15 protein-coding genes are annotated in these 21,014 nt (G+C 73.5%); 6 read left to right on the top strand and 9 right to left on the bottom strand.

The window, feature by feature from the left end:
- The 4 genes from A6Q79_RS03770 to A6Q79_RS03755 form a co-directional block, all read right to left on the bottom strand.
- Positions 1–1,126, bottom strand: a 1,126-nt coding sequence (locus A6Q79_RS03770; protein ID WP_317696401.1) for a choice-of-anchor M domain-containing protein, incomplete at its 3' end; no start/stop codon positions are given.
- Entirely contained in the window at positions 1,126–2,685 is a 1,560-nt protein-coding gene (locus A6Q79_RS03765; RefSeq protein ID WP_286689639.1) for an anchored repeat ABC transporter, substrate-binding protein, read from the bottom strand. The genes A6Q79_RS03765 and A6Q79_RS03770, both read right to left, overlap by 1 nt.
- Positions 2,682–6,860 carry a TIGR03773 family transporter-associated surface protein gene (locus tag A6Q79_RS03760; RefSeq protein WP_317696398.1) on the bottom strand — a complete coding sequence of 1,393 codons (4,179 nt, stop codon included), beginning with the start codon at positions 6,858–6,860 and terminating at the stop codon, positions 2,682–2,684. The genes A6Q79_RS03765 and A6Q79_RS03760 overlap by 4 nt, the downstream gene beginning before the upstream one ends.
- Before the next feature lie 62 nt (positions 6,861–6,922).
- A complete protein-coding gene (locus A6Q79_RS03755) occupies positions 6,923–7,483 on the bottom strand; it encodes a hypothetical protein (protein WP_286689637.1) in 561 nt (186 codons plus the stop codon).
- Between the two features lie 212 nt (positions 7,484–7,695).
- On the opposite strand from A6Q79_RS03755, the gene A6Q79_RS03750 reads away from it, so the two are divergent.
- Positions 7,696–8,133 (top strand): hypothetical protein, encoded by a 438-nt coding sequence (locus tag A6Q79_RS03750; RefSeq protein WP_317696393.1) that lies wholly within the window; start codon positions 7,696–7,698, stop codon positions 8,131–8,133.
- Between the two features lie 141 nt (positions 8,134–8,274).
- The gene (locus tag A6Q79_RS03745) at positions 8,275–9,249 is read left to right on the top strand and encodes an alpha/beta fold hydrolase (protein WP_317696390.1); all 975 of its coding nucleotides are present in this window, start codon (positions 8,275–8,277) and stop codon (positions 9,247–9,249) included.
- Between the two features lie 3 nt (positions 9,250–9,252).
- On the opposite strand, the gene A6Q79_RS03740 is transcribed toward A6Q79_RS03745, so the two are convergent.
- A complete protein-coding gene (locus A6Q79_RS03740) occupies positions 9,253–9,888 on the bottom strand; it encodes a vitamin K epoxide reductase family protein (protein ID WP_286689633.1) in 636 nt (211 codons plus the stop codon).
- A 107-nt stretch (positions 9,889–9,995) separates the two neighbouring features.
- Between A6Q79_RS03740 and A6Q79_RS03735 the strand changes: the two genes are divergently transcribed.
- Both A6Q79_RS03735 and A6Q79_RS03730 read left to right on the top strand, forming a co-directional pair.
- Positions 9,996–11,438 (top strand): NAD(P)/FAD-dependent oxidoreductase, encoded by a 1,443-nt coding sequence (locus A6Q79_RS03735; RefSeq protein WP_286689632.1) that lies wholly within the window; start codon positions 9,996–9,998, stop codon positions 11,436–11,438.
- A gap of 117 nt (positions 11,439–11,555) precedes the next feature.
- On the top strand, positions 11,556–12,200 hold the full coding sequence (locus A6Q79_RS03730) for a DUF998 domain-containing protein (RefSeq protein ID WP_286689631.1): 645 nt from the start codon (positions 11,556–11,558) through the stop codon (positions 12,198–12,200).
- On the opposite strand, the gene A6Q79_RS03725 is transcribed toward A6Q79_RS03730, so the two are convergent.
- Together A6Q79_RS03725 and A6Q79_RS03720 are read right to left on the bottom strand one after the other, a co-directional pair.
- On the bottom strand, positions 12,169–12,948 hold the full coding sequence (locus tag A6Q79_RS03725) for a DNA-formamidopyrimidine glycosylase family protein (RefSeq protein WP_286689630.1): 780 nt from the start codon (positions 12,946–12,948) through the stop codon (positions 12,169–12,171). The two genes, A6Q79_RS03730 and A6Q79_RS03725, sit on opposite strands and share 32 nt — an antisense overlap.
- On the bottom strand, positions 12,941–17,608 hold the full coding sequence (locus tag A6Q79_RS03720) for a DEAD/DEAH box helicase (RefSeq protein WP_317696380.1): 4,668 nt from the start codon (positions 17,606–17,608) through the stop codon (positions 12,941–12,943). The genes A6Q79_RS03725 and A6Q79_RS03720 overlap by 8 nt, the downstream gene beginning before the upstream one ends.
- Before the next feature lie 90 nt (positions 17,609–17,698).
- Here A6Q79_RS03720 and A6Q79_RS03715 point away from each other — a divergent pair, with 90 nt between their 5' ends.
- Entirely contained in the window at positions 17,699–18,733 is a 1,035-nt protein-coding gene (locus A6Q79_RS03715) for a DUF3048 domain-containing protein (RefSeq protein ID WP_286689628.1), read from the top strand.
- 36 nt (positions 18,734–18,769) lie between these two features.
- Here the strand turns inward: A6Q79_RS03715 and A6Q79_RS03710 are convergent, their stop codons facing one another.
- On the bottom strand, positions 18,770–19,438 hold the full coding sequence (locus A6Q79_RS03710; RefSeq protein ID WP_067855657.1) for a TetR/AcrR family transcriptional regulator: 669 nt from the start codon (positions 19,436–19,438) through the stop codon (positions 18,770–18,772).
- Positions 19,439–19,574: 136 nt separating this feature from the next.
- On the opposite strand from A6Q79_RS03710, the gene A6Q79_RS03705 reads away from it, so the two are divergent.
- Positions 19,575–20,099, top strand: coding sequence for a hypothetical protein (locus A6Q79_RS03705; protein ID WP_067855659.1), 525 nt, complete (start codon positions 19,575–19,577; stop codon positions 20,097–20,099).
- 96 nt (positions 20,100–20,195) lie between these two features.
- Here the strand turns inward: A6Q79_RS03705 and A6Q79_RS03700 are convergent, their stop codons facing one another.
- On the bottom strand, positions 20,196–21,005 hold the full coding sequence (locus A6Q79_RS03700) for a MerR family transcriptional regulator (protein ID WP_083516282.1): 810 nt from the start codon (positions 21,003–21,005) through the stop codon (positions 20,196–20,198).
- Positions 21,006–21,014 lie beyond the last annotated feature (9 nt).

Raw genomic sequence — 21,014 nt, 5'->3', positions numbered from 1 at the left:
TGCTGCGACCGATATGTCCGAAGGTGGCTGGCTGACGAAGTTCAAGAGCTTCGAGCACCAGTACCGGCACCATATCGACGAGGAAGAGGAAGACCACTTCCCTGACTTCGAGCGGCATCTCGACGAAGATGACATGAAGCACATGGAACGGGTCTTCGAGCGCCGCAAGGACGAGGAAATGGCCGAAGCCGAAGTGACGCCCGAGAAGAAGGAAGACGCGAAGGAATAGCGCGCGGCGAAGGGGGCGGCACATGAGTGAAGACAAGCAGGCGGATCCGAGCCGCACTTCGGCGCTGTCGCCTTCGGTCGAGCCCGGGGTCTGGGTGCTGCCGCGCCACGTGGCGGAGAGCGCCTCCTGCGGACTCGTGCCGTCGCCGACCGCGAACCGCAGCACCTGCGTGTCGGTGGCGGTGCCGCCGTCGACGAGGTCGGCGATCGCGCTGACGCGCACGAGGTAGACGCCCGGCTCCGTGAACACCCAGTTCGCGTGGGTGTGCGTGTTCACGTCGACGAAGAAGTCCTGCCGGGCGTCCTTCGCCGACGTCCACAGCACCTCGGGCTCCTCGAACGACCCGGACTGCAGGTACGTCACCAGGCGGCCGGGGCCCTGGACGCCCTCGAGACGCAACGTCATGCCTCGGTCGATCGTCTCCATGACCCGTGGCTCCTGGGTGTTCCACCCGACCCACGGGGCGCCGGCCGCCTGGGTCTGCGGCAGCGCCCACACGGTGCTGCCCGGCTTCGCGCCGAGGAACGTGTACGTCGGGTCGTCGGGAGCGGGCAGGCGGACGGCGTCCGGCACGGCGAACACCGTCTTCTCGGGCAGGCGCCAGGTGCTCTGCTTCGACGGGTCGGCTTTCGCGGTGTCGTCGTGGACGAGGAAGCGCCACGTGCCGTCGACGTAGGTGGGCCCGAGGTCGACGTGGCCGCTCTCGAGCACCTTCACGTCGGTGACGACGGGGTCGTCGCCGCGCACGGTCTGGCGCAGGTCGGGGTCGTCCTCGGCGGTCGCGCCCGACGGGACGAGCGCCACCAGGACGGCGGCCAGGGCGACCAGCCGCCACGGGCTCCTCCTGGACGTGGAGCGCGACGGGCGCGGGCCGCCGACGGGGCGGGTGGAGGGCATCACGGGTTCTCCTGGGGTGCGAGGCACTGGACGAGGGAGCGGGCGTTGTGGCGGACGAGCTGGGCGTAGCTGCGCACCGTGGCGTCGAACGCGTCGCCGTAGAGGGGGCAGACCTTCACGTGCTGCTCACGCGCGACGTCGACGAGCGTGCTGGAGCGGGCTCGCAGGTTCGGCTCGAGGAACACGGCCGGCACGTCGAGGTCGGCGATGGTGCGCGCGAGCCGGCGACGGTCGGCGAGCGACGGCTCGATGCCGGGGTGCGGGGTCACGAAGCCCGACACCTTGAGGCCGTAGGCCTTCGCGAGGTAGCCGAACGCGTCGTGGGAGGTCACCAGGTGACGCCGCGACGTCGGGATGCTGCCGACCGCGCGGCGCATCGTGGCGTCGAGGCGGTCGAGCTCGCGCAGGTAGTCCCTGGTGCGGGCGCGGTACACGGACGCACCGGCGGGGTCGACGTCGACGAGGGTGTCGCGGACGAGCTGCACGTACGCCATGACGTTGCGGACGTCGTGCCACAGGTGGGGGTCGATCTCGCCGTGCACGTGCTTGCCGAGGACGGCCTGCGGCAGCTGGTAGACCCCCGTGCCCGGGCGGCCGAGGAACCGCAGGCTGCGCTCGGCCGGCACCTCCGAGAGCGCCTTGGTCGGGACCTCGACGACGACGTCCTCGAGCGGGAGGGTGCGCTGGCTGTGGTCGCCGCCGCCGTCCGGGTCGTAGCGCACCACGAGACGGCCGGTGTCGACGTCGGCGGCGAGGTCGGCGTGACCTCCGTCGACGACCACCGCGTCGTCCACGCCGGCGCGTGCCGGGTCGACGCCGACGGCGAACGTGAGGGTCCCGGCGCCGCGCGGCACCTCCTGAGCGTCGTCGTCGACCTGCAGCGCCGCCTCGAACCGCAGCCGGTACACGCCCGGCTCGGTGAACGCCCACGACATGTGGGTGTGTGCGTCGAGCGGCAGCACGGCGGTGTCGTCGTCGTCGAAGCCGTCGGCCGACCCGAAGGTCACCGTCGTGTCGCCGAACGTGCCGGTCAGGTAGGCCCAGGCGTCGCCCGGTCCCGTCGCGGCCGTCGCCGACAGCCGCACCTGCGACGCCCGGTCGGCGCCGAAGGCCGCGCCGTCGCCGATCGATCGCAGGCCGAGCCACGGCGTGTCGAGGCGGAGGTTCTCCACGAGCGGGATGACCTCCGCGGCGTACTTCGTCGCCCCCTCGGCGAGGGCGACGTTCGGCGCGCCGGCATCGATGTTGGCGTCGAGCACCTTGACGACGGCGTGCTCCTCCAGCAGCGCGTAGTTGCTGAACGCGGCGTCGGCGTAGGCGGCGTCGCGCGCCGACCGCAGGGTCGGTTCGAAGGAGTGCGGGTCGGCGCCGTCGGGGACGATCGAGACGACGTTCACCCGGTTGCCGCCGACCTGCTGCACGAGGTCGCGCAGCAGGCCCGTGGTGGTCACCACCTGCACCCGACCGTCCTGGTCGGACAACCGCGGCGGGGGAGCGCAGGAGGTGACCGCCAGCGAGCCCGCGAGCGCGAGCGTCGCGAGCCGGGAGGTCCGTCTCACGTGGCCGTCCCGTGGAAGCGTCGACGCCACCAGAGCGCGCCGGCCGCCGTCGCGAGCAGCAGCCCGCCGAGGACCCCGAGCAGGAGCCTGACCGGCCCCTTCTCGAGCGCGGCGAGCACGCGGTCGGCGGCCCCGTCGTCGGACTCCGGCACCAGGCCTCTGGCGACCGCGGCCGCCTCCGCCCTGTCCTGCGCGGCTGCCTCGGCCGACTCCTCGAGCGTGCGGTCCTGGCTCGCGACGTCGGACTGGGGCAGCGCACCGCACCCGCCGCCGGACGCGGCCGCCGCCGGGTTCACGTCGCCCACCGCGAAGGTCAGCGTCGAGCGGTCGGAGACGACCTTCCCATCGGCGCGGGTGGCCTGCTGGGTGAAGGCGACGCGGTAGAAGCCCGGCTTGCTGAAGGCCCAGTTGGCGTGGGCGTGGACGCCGAGCGGGATGCTCGTCGTGCCGGGGCCGTCGAACACCATGCGCTCCACCCCGCCGAACGTGCCGGCGGTGTAGACCCGTAGGCTGCCGGGACCCTGGACCGACTCGAGGCGCCAGCGGACGGACCCGCGGACCTGGCTCGTGTCGAGGCTCTCGGTGTTCCAGCCGAGCCAGACGAGGTCCGGCACCTGGGTCTGGGGCACCTGGTAGATCGAGCTGCCCGCACGGCCGACGGCACCCAGCCCGGCGGGGAGCCGGACCTTGCTGCCGGGCTTGACCCAGAGCACGACGTCCTTCGGGTCGCGGTAGACCTTCGCGCCGGAGCCGTCGGTCCCGACGAGCGACCGGAGCCGGCCTCCGACGAGACGCGTGGCGTAGTCGACGTGCCCGGACGAGATCACCGTCGCCCGCTGCGGCACGCAGGTCTGACCGGCGGCGAGCGCGGCGCGCGCTCCGGCCCCGCCTGCACCCGATCCGCCGTCGCCGGACCCGCCCGATCCGCCGCCCGAGCCCCCCGGCCGAGGTGCCGTCGGCACGCGGGGCGCGGCCGTGAGCGTCACGTGGTCCCACCCGACGAGCTCGCCGGAGCGCCGCTTGACGACGAGCCGGTGGTCGCCGGTGCGGGCATCGGCGGGCATCCGCACGCGCAGGGCACCGGACGCGTCGACCTGGGCCCACCCGAGCCAGCGCGGTCGGCTGTGCAGCCACACCGACACCCACTCGCCCGCGTCGACGCCGGGAACCGAGACGAGCGCCTGCGACCCGCGGACGAGTCCGTCGCGGCCGTTGAGCACCCGGACGCCGCCGGTCGTGGCGTCGGTCAGCGACGCGTCGGGCACCGGTCGGGTGTCCGCCGTGCCCGGTCGGCCCTCGGTGCGGAAGCAGGCCTTCGGGTCGACGGTGCGCAGGTCGGTGCGTCCGACGGCGACCGCGAGCGTGAACCGGTGCCGCAGGGTGCGTCCCGACGCCGACGTCGCCGTGCGCTCGGAGTCGAGGCAGTACACGCCCTCCGCACTGAACGCCCACGTGCCGTGCGCGTGCGTGCGCGGCGGGATCGTGAACGCGTCGGCGGAGGTGATGCCGTCACGCGTGTTGAAGCGGACGTCGACCGTGCCGAAGCCGTTGGGCACTGACGTGAACAGCGCCATCTCGCCCGGACCGCTCGCGCGCAGCAGACGCCAGCGCACGCCGCCGCGCAGCGTGCCATCCGGGATGGCCTCGGTGGACCACCCCGGCCACACGATCGACTCGTCCTGGGTCTCGGGCGCCAGCCACACGGGGTCGCCGGCCCGGCCGAGGAACGCGAGGTTCGCGCCCGCGGGGATGCGCTGCGCTGCCTGCCGGCCGACGTGCAGCACCGTCGACGCGAACGGACGCCAGGCGACGTCGCGACCGGTCGCGCTGTCCTTCACGTGGGTGGTCAGCGCGCCGCGGAGCACCCGCGATGCGAGGTCGACGTGGCCCTCGTCGATGATCGTCGCGCCGGCGTCGTTGCGCCAGCCGTTCGGCGCGTCGTAGACCGGGTCCTTCTCGTCGACCGGCGGCGTCGGGCTGCTCGTCGGCGTGGGGCTCGGGGTCGGTCCCGGCGTCGTCGGGGACGGCGTGGGCTCCGGCTCGGGGTCGGACGGTCCCTCCGGCTCGGCGCCCGCGGCGCACGTCGTGCCCAGCGCACCGTGCTCGGCCGCCCGCCACCACGGGCTGTCGGGGTCGGAGGGCCGCACGGGACCGTCGACGACGAGGGTCAGGGTCGCGTCGCGGCGCTCGCCGCGACCGTTCGTCCAGCGCAGGTCGACGCAGTACCGGCCGGGCAGCGAGGCCTGCACCCGCACGCCCTGCACCGTCTCCTCGCGGGGTCGCAGCGTGCGCGACGAGCGGGAGGTGTCGTCGGACCGTGCGTCGTCGAGGTGCAGGGGCCCCGGGCCGCGCATGCGCAGCAGTTCGAGCGTCTCGCCGCCGTCGGAGGCGGGCACCCCGAGCGTGTCGAGCCGCAGGGTGCGGGTCGAGAGCAGCTGCAGGGAGTCGAGGTAGCTGCGCACCGTGGGGTTGCGCAGGTGCACGACCGTGTCGTCGAGCCGGGTGTAGGCGACGGGTCGCTGGCGTGCCGTGTTCCACGAGGCGGCCGCGATGCCGGCGTTCGTGGTCGGGTGCAGCGACACATGGCCGTCGTCGGTCACGACGTGCGGGCCGGGGCCCGACGTCAGCTCCGTCGGTCCGGGGGCCGGCTCGGTGGGCGGCGGCAGACGTCGGGCGCACGGGGTGACGCGGTCGGCGTCGACGGTGTCGCCGACCACCATGGTCAGCCAGTCGCGACGGACCTGGAGGTCGCCGGCGATCTCGGTCTGCGCCGACACGGCCAGGCAGTACACGCCCGGGGCGCTGAACGACCAGTTGTAGTGCGCGTGGTTGCGGACGCTGGCTGCAGAGAGCACCGCGGGGGTGCCGGAGGGCAGCACGCCGCCCCGCGTGCTCACCAGCACGTACGGGCTGGAGGAGCCGGTCCAGATCGAGAGGTCGCCGGGCGGACGCCCTCCGTCGGGGCCGGCGACCTGCTCGATCGCCATGTCGGTGCGCCGACCGTTGGCGACGAGGGCGTCGTCCTCGGAGCTGCTGCCGATCCAGGGGAACGCCTTCGTCCCGCCCTCGACGGAGCCCGACGACTGCGGGCTGTTCCACAGCGGCTGCCCGGACGTCCCGAGGAAGGCCCAGTCGTCGCCGGACGGCACGGTGGTGCGGAGCAGGTCGGGGTGGACGACGACCAGGTCGCGGTAGGGCACGCGGCCGTGACCGTCGACCGAGGCGTCGAGCACGAGGCGACGGTCGGTGTCGCCGACGATCCTCGGCGCGACCACGTCGGCGTGCCCGCTGCGCATGACGTACGTCGGGTCCTCGGGCTCCGGAGTCGGCTCAGGGGTCGGTTCGGGCGTGGGCTCGGCGGTCGGCTCAGGGGTCGGTTCGGGCGTGGGCTCGGGGGTGGGCTCGTCGGTCGGGTCCGGCGTCGGCTCAGGGGTGGGGCCGCTGGCCGACGTCCCGCACGCCACCGCCCCGGCGAAGCGCAGCGTCACGGGCGCGCTGCGGGCACGGGCCGTCATGGTCGACAACGTGCCCTCGACCGAGAGCGACACGCAGTAGAGGCCGGGTCGGGTGAAGCGGTGCACCCAGTGGCCCACGAGTCCGCCGGTCGTGTTCTTCGCCGTCCTCAGCACGCCCTCGCGTGACTGCTCGGCACCGTCGGCGCCACGTCCGGTGCCCATCGGCGTCACGAACGCGAACTCGTCGTGGGTCAGGAGCGGTCGGGCCAGCCCGCTCCACGGCTGGCTGTAGTCGTAGCGGTAGGTCTGGTAGGTGCCGCCGGCCGGGCCGACGACGTCGTCGATGCGGTAGGTCAGCGTCGGGTCGCCCGCCGCGCGCGCGGTGTAGGAGAGCGCGACGGACGGCGCCACGCTGTCGTCGGTGGTGGACCCGCTGATCCAGGCGCGCTCACCAGGCGTGCCGAGCGTGCGGTGCGCCGGGGTGTCCGGCAGCTCGTAGGACGTCGCGTCGCTGATGCGGAACGTCGGTGCGGTCGGCGGCGTGACCCAGTCGAGCGCGATGCCTCCGTCCGCGGTCTTCACGGTGCGGAGCACGTGCTTGCCGGTGGCGACCGAGCCGTCGGCGGCGACGGTCGGCACGGCGGACAGGGTGAGCCCGACCAGGCAGGCCGTGAGGGCCGTGACGAGGGCGGTCGCAGGAAGTCGGAGGGACGAGCGCATGGGGACCTTCGCAGGGGAGGGGTGCCTCGGGGCGGCAGCGTGTGCCGCCCCGAGGCGGGGTGTCAGGAGCCGGCCGTGATGTTCAGCGGCGAGAGGGTCTCGGCGAAGGCGCCGTCACCGGTCTCGACGTCGAGGCTCACCGCGTAGCTGGTCGCGGTGGCGCTGGCCGCGGGCAAGCGCCACGCACCGTGGACGTGGTCGGCGGCCTGCGTGAGGGTCACGGTCGACGAGCCGCCGAACGTCACGCCCGAGTCGAGCGTGATGGTCACGGAGTCGGCGCAGACGCTCTCGGCACCGGCGGCGACCTCGTAGCTGAAGCCGAGGTCGGGCAGGGAGGAGTCGAGGTCGGCGTCGACGACCCAGGCGCCGCCGGTGTGGCTGACGCCGGCGCTGGACGCCGGGAAGGTCGCGCGGTGGTCGCCGATGTCGGCCGGGGCCACGTGCTGGCCGCCGAGGTGGCTGCCGAGCTCGTAGCTCGCGGCGCCGCCGGCGTCGGTGCACTCGAGCTCGACCACGTCGTTGTGGCCGGCCGGGATGGCCGTCTCGGCGTGGGCGGGGAGGCTGAACGCCACGGAGGCGGCTCCACCGGCGAGGACGGCGGTGATGAGACGTGCAGAGGACATGCTTCTCCTTCGATCCGTCCGGGGGCAGCTGCCGACCGGACGTGGATGGGTCGGACGACCGCGGGTGCGGTCGTGGTGCTCTCTCACCGCCACTGACCGGGCGGCACGGCGGCCGCGTGGTGGCGGCCAGGTGCGAGCACCTTAGGCAAGAATGAGAATCATTGTCAAACACGCACGAGAACATGCGCGCGCATGACTTCAGGACCGACGCCTTGTCCGAGGGACTGATCGTGCCCTCGTCGACGGCGTCGTCGAGCCGCTCCGACAGCGCGCTGCGCTCCTCGGTGCGGCGCTCGGTGCGGTCGGACTCGGCCTGCTTCTCGGCGGCGGCGAGCGCCGACTCGACCTTCGACTCCGAGACGCCGAGCTCCTTCGCCAGGGCGGCCGCCAGCTTGGCGTCACGCTGCTCGCGCTCGGCCTCGGTGGGCGGGGTCGGCTTCTCCCCGTCCTTCGGCTTGGCGGGCCGCAGGTCGTCGCGGACGGCGGCCAGCGCCTTCTCGACGACCGACTGCTCCAGCCCGAGCTGCTTCGCGATCACGGTCGAGGCGGTGTCCGCGGACGCGAGCGCCACGCCGCCGACGGCCAGGCCGGCTCCGGCCACGAGGCCGGCGATGCCGAGTCGGGCTGCGGTGGAGGTGTTCATCAGGTGACTCTCTTCCGTTGAGGTGTGTCCTCGTCGACGATGACGAGCGTTCCTGTCACGGACCTGTGCGCGACGTCAGGGAGTGCTGGGCGCCGGCCGCAGCCGTGCGAGGTGCGGTGCAGCCCGTACCGCCGGTATGGTCACCGACATGGCCAGGCGACGTCGGATCCACACGTTCTCCCACGACGGTCTCACGTTCGACGTGCGCGACACTGGGCCGCTCGACGGCCCGCCGGTCGTGCTGCTGCACGGCTTCCCGCAGACGTCGACGTCGTGGGACAAGGTCAGCGAGCTGCTCCACGGCGACGGCTACCGCACGATCGCGCCCGACCTGCGCGGCTACTCCCCGGGCGCCCGCCCGTCGGGTCGCCGGGCCTACGCGACCGAGCTGCTGGCCGAGGACGTCGCGGCCCTCCTCGCGGTCGTGGGGGAGCCGGTGCACCTCGTCGGGCACGACTGGGGCTCTGCGATCGGCTGGGTCGTGGCCGCGCGCCACCCCGACCGGCTGCTCTCCTGGACCGCCGTGTCGGTGCCCCACCCCGCGGCCTTCGTGGCCTCGATGGCACGCAGCACCCAGCTGCTGAAGTCGTGGTACATGGGCTTCTTCCAGCTGCCGGTGGTGCCCGAGCTCGTGCTCGCGCGGGCGCGTGGCGTGCGCGAGCGGGTGCTGCGCCACGCCGGCATGGACCGCGACCTGCTCGCGCGCTTCCAGACCGAGATGATCGACGGCGGGGCGTTGACGGGCGGCCTCGGCTTCTACCGAGCGCTGCCGTTCTCGGCCAAGGGTCTGCAGGGCACGGTGCGCGTGCCGACGACCTTGGTGTGGAGCACCGGCGACGTCGCGCTCGGTCGCGCCGGCGTCGACCTGACGCCGCGTCACGTGGACGCGCCGTACGAGCTCGTGGTGCTCGAGGGCGTCAGCCACTGGATCCCCGCCATCGGCTTCATGGCCGCGGCAGCCCCGCGCATCGACGAGATGGACCACCACCCCGAGTGGACCAACGTCTACGACCGGGTCGACGTGCGGCTCGTCAGCCACGACGTGAACGGCGTCAGCGGCCGCGACGTGCGTCTGGCCGAGGTGCTCGACGAGCTCGCCGGCGCCGCGGCCGGTTCGTCCTGACCGTCAGGCCCAGAGGTTCTCGCCGAAGCGGAACCAGATGGCCGACAGCACGGCCACGTACCAGAGCACGATCACGAGCAGCGTCCAGTTGCTGAGGAACCGCGTGACCGCGGAGCGCGGCGCGAAGGCGCGCAGGTTGCGTGCGGTGACCACCACGAACAGCGGGATCATGAACGTCCACACGACCATGCACCACGGGCACAGCTTCCCGATGTCGTAGATGCTCTGGTACTGCAGCCAGGTCACGAAGCCGATGCCGAAGAGCACGCCCACCTGCAGCCCTGCCCACACGAAGGCGGGGAGGCGGACACCGGCGAGCAGGAGGACGGCGAGCGTCACGACGACCGTGAAACCGACGATGCCGATGATGGGGTTCGGGAAGCCGAACGCGGACGCCTCAGGGGTGTTGATGACGCCACCGCAGCTGACGAACGCGTTGAGGTCGCAGTTCGTCGTGCCCTTGCCCGTCTCCGCGAGGTCGGTCAGGTATCGGACCTTCTCGATGGTCAGGGTGATCGCCGCCAGCAGTCCGACCACGCCGGCGACCAGCATGAACCACCTCGGGTCGTGGACGTCGGCGTCGCCGGCCTCCCTCGTGTCGGGGGTCCGGTCACGGTCGTCCTGCAGCACGTCGCTCACGCCGCCGATCGTAGTGGAGGGCTGGTCGTCGGGACAGAGCGTCTTGACGCGCTCCCGTACCCCGCGTACGGTTTCAGATACCGTCGGTATCTGAAAGAGGTTCATGCATGGAGCACGTCGACGTCGTCATCGTCGGGGCCGGTCTGTCCGGCATCGGGGCCGCCTACCGGCTGAGCACGATGAGTCCAGGGTCGAGCTACGCGGTCCTCGAGGCGCGCGACGCGATGGGCGGCACGTGGGACCTCTTCCGCTACCCGGGCGTCCGCTCGGACTCCGACATGTACACGCTCAGCTACCCGTTCCGGCCCTGGACCCACCGCAAGGCCATCGCCGACGGCGCCGACATCCGCGAGTACATCCGCAGCACCGCCGACGAGCACGGCATCGCCGAGCGCATCCGCTACGGCCACCGCGTGGTCGGCGCCAGCTGGTCGTCCGACGACGCGCGCTGGACCGTCACGAGCGAGGTCGACGGCGAGCTCGTCGAGCAGACCTGCTCCTTCCTGTTCATGTGCAGCGGCTACTACGACTACGACGAGGGCTACACGCCCGACTTCCCTGGGCTGGAGGACTTCGGCGGGACCGTCGTGCACCCGCAGTTCTGGCCCGAGGACCTCGACTACGCGGGCAAGAAGGTCGTTGTCATCGGCTCCGGCGCCACCGCGATCACGCTCGTGCCGTCGATGGCCGAGCGCGCCGGTCACGTGACCATGCTGCAGCGCTCGCCCACCTACATCACCTCGCTGCCGCAGGAGGACGCGATCTCCGCGGGCCTGCGCAAGGTGCTGCCCGCGGGCCCGGCCCACCGGGTGACGCGGCTCAAGAACGCCGCCACGGCGATCGGCTTCTACGAGTTCTGCCGCCGCTTCCCGTCGGCGGCCCGCAAGATCCTGCTGAACCGCGCCCAGGGTGCCGTGCCCGAGGGCTTCGACCCGCAGCACCTCACCCCGAGCTACGACCCCTGGGACCAGCGGCTCTGCGTCGTCCCGAACGGCGACCTGTGGCGCACGCTGCGTCGCGGCCAGGCGTCGATCGTGACCGACCGGATCGACTCCTTCGACGAGACCGGCATCCGTCTCGTGTCGGGCGAGCGCCTCGACGCCGACGTCGTCGTGACGGCCACGGGCCTGAAGGTCGTCGCGCTGGGCAAGGTCGCGATCGACGTCGACGGCGAGAAGGTCGACCCGAACGAGCGCTTCGTCTACAAGGGCCTCATGATCAGCGGCGTGCCGAACCTGGCCTGGTGCATCGGCTACACGAACGCCTCCTGGACGCTGCGCGCCGACCTGTCGTGGCAGTACGTCGCCCGGCTGCTCGAGCACATGCGTCGCCACGGCTACGTCGCCGGCATGCCCGACCCCGACGCCGTGGGCGGGCAGGGCGCGCCCGCGCTCGACCTGCAGTCCGGCTACGTCCAGCGTGCCGTCGGCGTCCTGCCCCAGCAGGGCAAGGAGCGTCCGTGGACGGTGCGGCAGAACTGGTTCCTCGACGCCTGGGACAACCGCCGCACCGACCTCGACGAGCAGATGATCTGGACGAAGGCCTCCTGACCCTTCCTCCCACCCCCTGAGCGTGACGTTTGCGGGCCGGATCGGCCGTTCCCACCCCGCGAACGTCACGCTCAGCGGTGTGGGGGAAGCCGGGTGGGGGACGACTAGGGTGGGCCGGTGCGCATCGACCAGCTGACCCTGCGGGCCGCCGGCGGCGCGCTGCTGCTCCTCTCGCTCGTGCTGGTCCTGGTGGACCTGACACGGCTCGTCGAGGAGCCGATCCACTGGATGCTGCTGGGCGACCTCGGGCTGGTCGTGCGATGCGTCTTCGCGGCGGCGGGACTGCTCGTCGTGCTGTCGTCGCGGCTCGTCGGCCGCGCGCTCGACCCTGAGCAGCGGCGTCGGACCGTGCCTCTGCTGCTCGGCGTGCACGGCGCCGCCCTCGTCGTGTTCGCCTTCACGACCCCGACCTACGCGACGGCGATCGGCGAGCGGTCCATCAACGTAGTGACGCCTGCCTCGGCGGCAGTCGGAGACCTCGCGCTGCTCGTCGCGTCCACCGCGCTCCCTGCGGCGATGATCGTCCAGGCCGCGCGCTGGCGGCGCGACGAGACGACCGCGCCGCGGGCGAAGGGCGCCTTCGTGGCCGCAGTGGTGTCCCTGTGGGCGTCGCTGGCCTACTCGCTGGCCGACCAGGGCACGCTGCCCGCACCCGGTCTCTGGCAGCGCGTCGCGTTCGTCGTCGCCTGGGTCTGGCTGGCGGTCCTGCTGCTGCGCACCGCGGGCGACCTCACGTCTGGCAGTGCGGACACCAGAAGGTGATCCGCTCGCGGCCCGGCTGGTCGCCGAGCTCGCCGTCGCGCAGCGGGGTGCCGCAGCGTCGGCAGCGGGCGTGCTCGCGCCGGTAGACCCAGCGCTCCTCGCCCTGACGGGTGCTGCCCGTGAACGTCCGCTCCACCCGCGCCTTGTTGACGTCGAGCAGGCGGTGCCCGCGCGCGACCACGCGCCCGACGTCGGGCACGTCGCCCACCCGACGCGTCGGCAGCAGGCCCGACAGGAACAGCAGCTCGTTGACGTACTCGTTGCCCAGCCCGGCCAGGTTCCGCTGGTCGAGCAGCGCCACGAAGATCGGCCGGTCCGGGTCGGACTCGACCCGACGCGTCGCCTCCGCGAGGTCCCAGTCGGGGCCGAGGAGGTCGGGCCCCAGGTAGGCCAGCGCGTCGTCGTCGTTCTCGCGCTTGAGGATCTCGAGCAGGCCCAGCTGGAAGCCGATCGCCTGGTGCTGCTCGGTCTCGAGCACGATGCGCGCCGTGTGCGCCGGACGACGCCACCGGCTGCCCCGGCGCAGCACGTGCCACGCACCCTCCATCTTCAGGTGCGAGTGGATCGACGCGTCACCGACGCGGATCAGCAGGTGCTTGCCGCGGCTCAGCACCTCATCGACCGTGCGGCCGGACAGGTCGAGCGTCGCCCACTGCGGCACCCGCACGTCCGAGCGCACCAGCTCCCGGCCCTCCAGCACCTCGCGCAGGTGGTGCGCCGTCCGCCAGACGGTGTCTCCTTCAGGCATGGCTGGACCGACCGGAGGAGGCGGGGCGACGGGCGGTGTCGCTGCCGCGCCGCAGGTCGAGCCGCAGGCCCTTCGGGTGCCGGTCGAAGCCTGCCGCGAGCAGCGCCTCGCCGGTGGGCGTGGTCCCGGCCGGGCGGCCGTTGACCGACTCGACCGTGAGCCGCGGGATGCGCCCCGACCGACCAAGGCCCGCGACGGCCCGCGCGGCGCGGGTGAGGACGTCGACGTCGTCGGTGAACGCCAGGCACGAGCGACCGCCGCGCTCGAGGTAGAGCACCGCGCGACCGTCGTGCACGGCCACCAGTGCACCGGCCTTGCGGGCCGGACGGTGCTTCAGGTCGTCGGCCGGGTCGACGACGTCAGGCCAGGGGAGCGCGGCACCGAACGGCTGGGCGGGGTCGGTGGCGGCGAGCACGACCGCGTCGACGTCGGCCGGCTCGTCGTCGGGGCGCTCGAACGAGCGCATGCGGTCGACCGTCGCCGACGACGCGAACTGGGCCGCTCCGAGGGAGTCGACGTAGTACCCGCGCAGCACCGAGCCGTTCTGCTCCAGCTCGCGCAGCACGCGGTAGGCGCCGGCGAACCCGCCGGGCGTCTGCTCGGCCACCACCGCACCGCGGGTGACCACGCCGTGCCGCGCGACGAGCGCCTCGGTGCGCGCCACCTGCAGCGCGGCCTGCTCGGCGGGGTCGTCGCCGGGACGTTCCACTGCGAACCACCGCCCCGACGCGACCGGTGGGCCGAGGCGCGCGGCCCGGGGTGAGGCCGCCATGCCGCGACGGGCGTGCAGCCGCGCGCGCGGGGTGGAGCCGCCGCGTGAGCGGTGCGCGCCGCGGCCGCCCAGCCGGGCGCGGACCGGGGCGTAGGAGTCGCCGGCGACCCGACCCGACCAGACCAGCTGCCACAGTGCCTCCACGACCGCGTCGTCGGAGACCGGCCTGCCGTCGTCGGTGGCCAGACCCTGGGTGAGCTGGCGGAACAGGTAGGCGCCGCCGTCCTCGAGGAGCGACAGCAGGCGCAGGCCGAGCTCGTCCGGCTCGACCGGGTCGCGGCGTGCGGGCAGCACGAGGTCGGCCGGGTGCAGCTGCACCCAGCCGTCGCTGCCGGCGAGCGTGCCCGCTCCGGTCCAGACGACCTCGCCCGCGCCGAGCAGCTCGTCGAGCTGGGCCGGGCTGTAGTCGCGGACCCTCGACGGCAGCACCAGCGACTCCCAGGCCGACGCGGGAAGCGGCACACCGGCGAGCTGGTCGACCACCGCGAGGACGCCGTCGAGACCACGCAGCGACCCACCGACCTCCTGCCACGAGGGCAGGAAGCGGGCGAAGGTGCGCGGCTCGACCGGCTCGATCTGCTGTCGTGCGGCGGCGAGGGAGCGGCTGCGCAGCCGGCGCAGGACGTCGGTGTCGACGTGCTCGGTGCCCACGGCACCCGGCCGGAACTCGCCCTCGACGAGCCGGTCGTCGCGGGTGAGCCGACGCAGCACGTCGAGCACCACGGCGCGGCCGAGGCCGAACCGGGCCGCCGCCTCGTCGGCCGTGAACGGGCCGTGGGTACGGGCGTAGCGCGAGAGGAGGTCGCCCAGGGGATCGGCTACCGGCTGCAGGAGGGCGTCCGGGATGCCGAGCGGCACCACCACCCCGAGCGCGTCGCGCAGGCGGCCCGCGTCCTCGACGACCACCCAGCGAGGCTCGCCGGCCACCGGCAGCTCCACGACGCGACGGGCGTCCTGCAGCTCCTTGAGCGCCGGCACGGCGTCGTCGACGAGGCGCGCGTCGACCTCGTCGGTGGTGAGCGGACCCAGCAGTCGCAGCAGGTCGGCGGCGCCCTCGACGCCGCGCAGACGACGGTCCTCGGCGAGTCGCGTGGGGTCGAGCGAGAGCGCGGCCGCACGGCGCTCGGCGAGCGGCGTGTCGCCCTCGTAGAGGAACGTGGCCACGTAGCCGAACAGCAGCGTGCGGGCGAACGGCGACGCCGTGGACGTCTCGACCTCGACGATGCGCACGTCCTGCTGCGCCACCCGCTCGGCCAGGGTGGTGAGCGCGGGGAGGTCGTACACGTCCTGCAGGCACTCACGCGCCGTCTCGAGCAGGATCGGGAAGTCGGCGTGCTCGCGCGCGACGTCGAGCAGCTGGGCCGCGCGCTGACGCTGCTGCCACAGCGGGGCCCGGGCCCCGGGGTTGCGGCGGGGGAGCAGGAGGGCACGCGCCGCACACTCGCGGAATCGCGACGCGAACAGCGCCGACCCGCCGACCTCGGCCGTGACGACACGCTCGAGGTCGTCGACGTCGAGCGTGAACAGGTCGGCACCCGGCACGCCGGCGGCCTCCGGATCGGGGTCGTCGGCGGCCCAGGGCGACGAGGTGTCGGGGATGCGCGCGACGATGCCGTCGTCGGTGGCCACGACCGAGCCGTCGACGCCGTACCGCTCCAGCACGCGCGCCGCGACGACCAGCGCCCACGGCGCGTGCACGCGACGGCCGTAGGGGGAGTGCAGCACGACCCGCCAGTCGCCGAGCTCGTCGTGGAAGCGCTCGACGACCAGCGTGCGGTCGGTCGGCAGCGTGCTCATGGCCTCGCGCTGCTCGTCGAGGAAGGCCATGAGGTTGAACCGGGCCCGCTCGTCGAGGTGCTCGGGGGCGTGGCCCTCGGTGACCCGACGCAGGAAGGCGCCGATCGCCTCGCCCAGCTCGGCCGGGCGGCCTGCGGCGTCGCCCCGCCAGAACGGCAGCCGGGCGGGCTCGCCGAACGCCGGGGTCACGATGACGCGGTCGTGGGTGATCTCCTGGATGCGCCAGCTGGTGGCTCCGAGCGCGAACACGTCGCCGACGCGGGACTCGTAGACCATCTCCTCGTCGAGCTCGCCGACCCGCTTGGACGGTCCCTCGTCGACGCCGTCGGCCAGCACCACGGCGAACAGGCCGCGGTCGGGGATGGTGCCGCCGCTCGTGACAGCCAGCCGCTGCGCGCCCGGCCGACCCACGATGGTGCCGGCGTCGCGGTCCCAGACGAGCCGGGGTCGCAGCTCGGCGAACCGGTCCGACGGGTACCGCCCGGCCAGGAGGTCGAGCGTGGCCTCGTAGGCCGAGCGGGGGAGGGCGGCGAACGGTGCGGACCGGCGGACGACGTCGAACCACGCCTCGACCTCGACCGGCTCGAGGGCGCAGGCGGCGACGGTCTGCTGGGCCAGGACGTCGAGCGGGTTCGCGGGCACCGCGAGCCGCTCGATCGCGCCGGCGCGCATCCGTTCGGCCGTGACCGCCGCGCCCACGAGGTCGTGGCGGGTGGTCGGGGACACGAGACCGCGCGAGACCTCGCCGACCTGGTGGCCGGCGCGTCCGACGCGCTGCAGCCCGCTCGCGACCGACGGCGGCGTCGACATCTGCACCACGAGGTCGACGGCGCCCATGTCGATGCCGAGCTCGAGGCTCGACGTGGCGACGACGCAGCGCAGCCGGCCCGACTTGAGGTCGTCCTCGATGAGCGCGCGCTGCTCCTTGCTGACCGACCCGTGGTGGGCGCGGGCGAGCGCACCGACCTCCTGTGCGTCGCCGCGTCCCGACGCCGTGCCGCTCACGCCGGACACCCGGCTCGGCGGCAGCGTGCTCGTCGTCTCGGGCTCCGCGCGGGCCTCGCGGTCGGCCCACTGCTCGTTCAGGTGCGCGGTGAGCCGCTCCGCCTGCCCGCGGGAGTTGCAGAAGACGATCGTGGAGCGCACCTGGAGGATCCGCTCGACGACGTCGTGCTCGATGAAGGGCCAGATGCTGCCGCCGTTGTCGTCGGCGAGCGGGTCGCTGATGGACCGCGCGGCCGACCCCTCGTCGCGCACGACCTCGGCCTCCTGCGCACCGCGCGCCGACGGCGGCCGGGACAGCTCGGTCATGTCGTCCAGGGGGACCACGACGTCGAGCTCGAGGCGCGACGGCGACGGGGGAGCCACGACGTGGACGGGGGCGCGCCCGCCCAGGAAGCGGGCCACCTCGTCGTGCGGGCTGACCGTGGCGCTCAGCCCCACGCGTCGCGCCGGCTCGTCGAGCAGGTCGTCGAGACGCTCCATCGACAGCGCCAGGTGCGCACCGCGCTTGGTGCCCGCGACCGCGTGGATCTCGTCGACGATGACGGTGTCGACGCCGCGCAGCGTGTCGCGGGCCGCCGAGGTGAGCATGAGGAACAGCGACTCGGGGGTGGTGATGAGGATGTCGGGCGGGCTGGTGACGAGCGCCCGCCGGTCGCGTGCCGACGTGTCGCCCGAGCGGACGCCGACCCGCACGTCGGAGAACGTGTCGCCGCGGCGCGCCGCCACCTGCGTGATGCCGACCAGCGGCGACCGCAGGTTGCGCTCGACGTCGACCGCGAGCGCCTTGAGCGGGGAGATGTAGAGGACCCGGGTGCGACGCTCCTTCTCCGGCGTCGGCTCGTGCAGCAGCCGGTCGATCGCGGACAGGAAGGCCGCGAGGGTCTTGCCCGAGCCGGTGGGCGCCACCACGAGCACGTGGCGGCGCTCCGCGATCGCGGCCCAGGCCTCGGCCTGCGCGGGGGTGGGTGCGCTGAACGCGCCCTCGAACCACTCCCGCGTGGCCGGTGCGACCGTGCTCAGCGGGTCGTCGACCAGCCGGCTCGACGGCGCGTCGGCGCGGTCGTCGGAGGGCGTGGGTTCGGGCACGGCCCCATCGTGTCAGCCGGTGCCGACACCTGCGCGTCGTCCGGCGCAGGGTCCGACGTCGGGCGCCGCGCGTCAGGCAAGGTGGAGGTCATGACGAAGCACCGCCTCGCCGTCCTGGCCCCTGTCGTCGCCCCCGCCCTGGCCCTCGGGCTCGTGCTCTCCGGGTGCTCCTCGGGCCAGGACACGGAGGCGACTCCCGAGCCGTCGAAGGGTGCCGGCGGGACCATCGTCGAGACGTCACCGCTCACCGGCGAGGTCCTGCGCGACGGTCGGCCGGAGAACCCGGTGTTCCTCGTCAAGATCGAGAACACCGACGCGGGCGCGCCGCAGGTCGGGCTCGACCAGGCCGACCTCGTCGTCGAGGAGCTCGTCGAGGGCGGCCTGACCCGCCTCGCGGCGCTGTACTACTCGACGCTGCCGCGCAAGGTCGGCCACGTGCGGTCCATGCGCGCGACCGACATCGGCATCGCCTCGCCGGTCGGCGGGCAGATCGTCGCCTCGGGCGGCGCGTCCGGCACGTACGGCCTGGTCAAGAAGGCTGGTCTCAAGGTGTTCTCCGAGGACGAGGGCGCACCGGGGTTCAGCAGCGACCCCGCCAAGGTGCGCCCCTACAACCGGCTCGTGGACCTGCAGCGGCTCAAGCGGGCCAAGGCCAGCGACATCCCGGGCCCCTACCTCGACTGGACGCCCGCCAGTGGTACCGAGGCGTCGCCGTCGGCCTCGTCGTCGGCCGGGACGAAGCCGCGTCGGGTCACGCGGGCCTCGGTGCGCTTCTCGGGCTCCTCCACGACGCAGTGGAAGCTCTCGAGGGGCCACTGGGTGCGCACGAACGGCCACGCCTCCCGCGAGTTCCGCGCCGACACCCTCGTCGTGATGTTCGCCAAGGTCGGCGACGCCGGCTACCTCGACCCCGCGGGCAACCCCGTGCCCGAGACGCGGATGAAGGGCTCCGGTCGTGCCGTGGTCCTGACCGCCGACGGGGCGGTCGAGACCACGTGGCGCAAGAAGGTGAACCGCTCGACGCTGTCGTTCACGACGAAGGACGGCAAGCCGCTCACCATCGACCCCGGCAAGACGTGGATCGAGCTCGTCCCGCAGGGCGCGGGCGCGCTCTCCCTGCGGTGACCGGGAGGGGCTGATCGAGAGGCCGACCGGGAGGAGTCAGGCCTCGGCGTGCGGGTCGGTGAGCGACGGCAGCAGTCGCATGCCCGCGAGGATGCCGCTGATCGAGGCGAGCACCTCGGCCGAGGCCTGCTCCGCGTCGTCGGCGTCGGCGACGTACTCCGAGCTCGAGCGGATGGCGCCGAAGAAGATGGCGGCGTAGGCCTCGCTCAGCTCGTTCGCCCCGCCGAGGTCGTCGAGCAGTGCGTCGACCGTGCGCTTGACGATGCCGTAGGAGGCGGCCCGCTCGGCGACGGCCCAGCGCTCGTGCCCGAGCGCGACCGGCCCCTCCTGCAGGCAGATGCGGCGGAACTGCGGCTCCCGGCACACCTCGAGGAAGCCCTCGAGGCCGATCTGGGCGCGCTCCCACGGGTCGTCGGCGGCGTCGATGCGCTTCTCGATCTCGCGGGTGGCCTTCTCCTGCAGCCGGTCGAAGACGCTCTCGAACAGCGCGAGCTTGCTCGGGAAGTGGTGGTAGAGCGCACCCTTCGTGACGCGGGCGGCCGCGACGACCTCGTCGAGCGACGTGCCCGCGTAGCCGTGCGCGGCGAACAGCTGCGTCGCGTTGTCCAGGAGCGCGCGCTTGGTGCTCGAGGAGTAGCCCGTCCGGCGGGTCGTGCTGCGGGCGGCGCGGAGCACCTTCTTCTGCACCTTCGCGGGACTGGTCATGGCGCCCATCCTACGCACGCGTGGTGGTGAGCCTCACAGCACGCCAAGTTGCCTGACCTGCGCAGACGCAACATACTCGAAGTACGTACCGAGGGTATGTTCCCTCGAACGACGGTCCCCCGAAAGGAGCACCTCCATGACCTGGGATGCCTACAACCGTCGCAAGTCCGCCCTCCGCGAGGTCCTGCAGCTGGCCGACCGCCGCCGCGAGGACACCGCCGACCAGCTGCTCGATGCCACCCCCGGCGCCCGCGAGGCGTTCGGCGACGAGCTCTCCCTCCTCTTCGACGTCCAGATGGCCTGGTACCAGCGGCTCAGCGGCCAGCTCGACCGCACCGTGCTCGAGGGCGACGCCCCGGCGACGGTGGCCGTCGAGGCCTGGGTCGCCGCCGCTGCCGCCATGCCTGGGGCCCGGGCCCTGCTCGACGCCCACCGCGACCGCCCTGAGCTCGCGAAGGCCTTCGCCAAGGAGCAGGCCCTGCTGGCCGTCTCCGCCGGGGTCTCCAGCTGGCACCCCGACCTCCTCGGCCAGGGCGAGCGGATCGTGGCCGAGGCCCGCGACCGCGCCGTCCACGCACCGGTCGACACGCTGCCGTCGCGCGACGGCGAGGGTCGGGCGAGTGCCTTCATCGCCCGGCTGCGCAACGCGCTCGCCGCCTGAGCGGTCCCCCTGACGTCACCCCGTCCGCGCCTTCTCCCTCCCTCCCGGCGCGGGCGGGGTGATCCCCTTCCTGCGGGGCGCGCGGGTCGGCCGTCGTCAGCCGTCGGTGGCCGCAGGAGTGGCGCGACCGCGCAGGCCCACCTCGGCGAGCTGCTGGCCGATCTCGGCGTCGATGGCCGCGGCCAGCTCCTTGCGGAACATCGCGTACGTGACCTGGCTCGCCACGGGCAGGAGCTTCTCGACGGCCCCGAGGACCTCCGGCGCCTCCTCGGGCGGCAGTCCGCGGTTCAGGAACGGCTGGGCGATCGCCTTCACGGCGTTCTCGACGAAGGAGTCCGCGATCTCGCGCAGGTTGCGCTGCAGCAGCGGGAACAGCTCGATGATGTCCTTCGGGGGCAGGCCGAGGGCGACGGCGGCGGCGCCGTTGCGCACGATCGCCGGCTGCACCAGCAGCACCGACTCGTGGTCGTCCTCGACCCAGGCCGCCAGCCCGAACTCGACCAGGGCCTCGATCAGGCCGTCGTCGCGGCCGACGTTCGCGAGCGCGGCCAGCGCGTCGCGGCTCATCAGCTCGGGCTCGACGTCGTTCCAGGGCTCGTCGAGCAGGTGCAGCAGGTCCAGCGCCGGGGCGGTGGCCGACGCCGGGCTCGACAGCACCGCCTTCTCGACGGCCGCCAGCGTGTACCCACGGTCGAGCAGGTCGCGCACGAGCTGCAGCCGCTGGAGGTGTCCGCGGTGGTAGTAGCCGGTGCGGCCCTCGAGACGAGGCGGCTCGATCAGTCCTCGCGCCGCGTACGCCCGCACGTTCCGGACGGTCATGTTCGCCCGCGCGGCGAGCTCGTCGACGGTGAACTCGACGTCCCCGTCGGCGTCGTCCGGCCCGGCTGGCCCCTCCGTCACTGACATGCGGGCATC

It is taken from the genome of Aeromicrobium sp. REDSEA-S32_B7 (assembly GCF_001626145.1).
In the GTDB taxonomy this organism is placed as follows: Bacteria; Actinomycetota; Actinomycetes; order Propionibacteriales; family Nocardioidaceae; genus Aeromicrobium; species Aeromicrobium erythreum.
This window is presented reverse-complemented; position numbering and strand designations above follow the sequence as displayed.

Coding starts and splice junctions, on each gene's coding strand:
- A6Q79_RS03735 (WP_286689632.1), top strand. CDS start 9,996: ATGGAGCACGTCGACGTCGTCATCGTCGGGGCCGGTCTGTCCGGCATC.
- A6Q79_RS03705 (WP_067855659.1), top strand. CDS start 19,575: ATGACCTGGGATGCCTACAACCGTCGCAAGTCCGCCCTCCGCGAGGTC.
- A6Q79_RS03710 (WP_067855657.1), bottom strand. CDS start 19,438: ATGACCAGTCCCGCGAAGGTGCAGAAGAAGGTGCTCCGCGCCGCCCGC.
- A6Q79_RS03700 (WP_083516282.1), bottom strand. CDS start 21,005: ATGTCAGTGACGGAGGGGCCAGCCGGGCCGGACGACGCCGACGGGGAC.
- A6Q79_RS03760 (WP_317696398.1), bottom strand. CDS start 6,860: ATGCGCTCGTCCCTCCGACTTCCTGCGACCGCCCTCGTCACGGCCCTC.
- A6Q79_RS03725 (WP_286689630.1), bottom strand. CDS start 12,948: ATGCCTGAAGGAGACACCGTCTGGCGGACGGCGCACCACCTGCGCGAG.
- A6Q79_RS03755 (WP_286689637.1), bottom strand. CDS start 7,483: ATGTCCTCTGCACGTCTCATCACCGCCGTCCTCGCCGGTGGAGCCGCC.
- A6Q79_RS03745 (WP_317696390.1), top strand. CDS start 8,275: ATGGCCAGGCGACGTCGGATCCACACGTTCTCCCACGACGGTCTCACG.
- A6Q79_RS03715 (WP_286689628.1), top strand. CDS start 17,699: ATGACGAAGCACCGCCTCGCCGTCCTGGCCCCTGTCGTCGCCCCCGCC.